This is a genomic window from Halomonas sp. PBN3 (assembly GCF_000475415.1).
Classification (GTDB): Bacteria; Pseudomonadota; Gammaproteobacteria; order Pseudomonadales; family Halomonadaceae; genus Halomonas; species Halomonas shengliensis.
This window is the reverse complement of record NZ_AXCA01000115.1, coordinates 1-1,403: the sequence shown is the minus strand read 5'-3', so window position 1 is coordinate 1,403 and position 1,403 is coordinate 1. Positions and strand designations below refer to the sequence as shown.

The following is a 1,403-nucleotide window of genomic DNA, read 5'->3' as shown; positions in this document are numbered from 1 at the left end:
GGATAAGGGGCTGCCGGTGGACCTTTCCGGCAGCTTCACGGACTACAACCCACCCGGGGTGGGGTTTGTCCTGCGGATATCGACGCCGGAGCGCGCTATCCTCGAGTGGATCGCCATTACGCCCAACGACCTGCTGTTCAGCAGCGAGCTGGTGGACACCTTCACCGGGCTCAATACACTGCGTCCACGCCGGCTGCAGGCGCTGCTGGCAGGGTGCCGCTCGGTGAAGACCAAACGCGCTTTCCTGGTGCTGGCTCGCCATGCCGGCCACGCCTGGTACCATCGACTGGAAACCCACAGCCTCGACCTGGGTAAGGGCAAGCGGCAGCTCTGCAAGGGAGGGCGGTTGGACAAGGAATATCAGGTCACGGTCCCGGAGGCGTTCACGGATGAGCATTGAGGCCCGCTATCACGAGCAGGTGCGGCTACTGGTCGCGCTGTTGCCCTTTCTGAATGACGAGCCCTGCTTTGCCCTCAAGGGCGGCACGGCCATCAACCTCTTCGTCCAGCCCTTCCCGCGGCTGTCCGTCGATATCGACCTCGCCTACCTGCCGCTGGAGCCTCGTGACGAGGCACTGCAATGCTGCCGCCAGGCGCTGCAGCGGCTGGCACAGGCCATCGGCACCCAACTGCCCGGGGTAAAGGCCGACCTCCAGGATAACCGCCGCGATGAACTGAGAATCCTGGTGCGCCGCGGCCGCAGCCAGGTGAAGGTCGAAGTCTCGCCGGTGCTGCGCGGCACCGTGCATCCGCCTCAGCAGCTTGACGTGGTCGAGGCCGTGGAAGACGAGTACGGCTTTGCCTCGGTGTCGGTGGTGTCGTTGCCGGACCTATACGGCGGCAAGCTCTGTGCTGCGCTGGATCGCCAGCATCCTCGTGACCTTTTCGATGTGAAGCTGTTGCTGGATCAAGGCGGCCTGGATCGCAGTGTCTTCGAGGGCTTTCTGGTCTACCTGCTTGGGCACCCCAGGCCGATGAACGAAGTCATCAACCCGAGGATGAAGCCGCTGGAGGCCATCTACCGCAAGGAGTTTGTCGGTATGGCCATAACCGACATCCCTCTGCCGCAGCTGGAGGAAGTACAGTCCAGGCTGCTGGAACGGCTGGCCCAGCTGTTCACCGATGACGATGCTCGCTTTCTACTTTCGTTCAAACAGGGGGAGCCCGACTGGTCACTTTTCCCTGTTCAGGGAGTTGACCAGTTGCCCGCTGTAATGTGGAAACTTGCCAATATCAGGAAGATGGGGGAAAAGAAAAATAATCAAGCACTGAGGGCGCTTAACGAGGCTCTGAGCAGTCTGAGGCCATAGAAGAGCCATCTGTTCTGGACAAACCATTATCTGAACAACTAGGGTTGATTAGATGTTTCTCAAAGGCTGCTGTCGACCCAAAGCGGAGTGCGC

The 1,403-nt window shown here is 60.8% G+C and carries 2 protein-coding genes; both read left to right on the top strand.

Features of this window, described 5'->3' with window-relative positions:
* Positions 1–400: type IV toxin-antitoxin system AbiEi family antitoxin domain-containing protein (locus Q673_RS24405; RefSeq protein ID WP_023005293.1), on the top strand; the 400-nt coding region annotated here is incomplete at its 5' end.
* Positions 390–1,310, top strand: a complete 921-nt coding sequence (locus Q673_RS24400) for a nucleotidyl transferase AbiEii/AbiGii toxin family protein (RefSeq protein WP_023005292.1) — start codon at positions 390–392, stop codon at positions 1,308–1,310. The genes Q673_RS24405 and Q673_RS24400, both read left to right, overlap by 11 nt.
* The last annotated feature ends 93 nt before the right edge of the window (positions 1,311–1,403 follow it).

Excerpts from the sequence above, each read along its gene's own strand:
- Q673_RS24400 (WP_023005292.1), top strand. The coding sequence starts at position 390 with ATGAGCATTGAGGCCCGCTATCACGAGCAGGTGCGGCTACTGGTCGCG.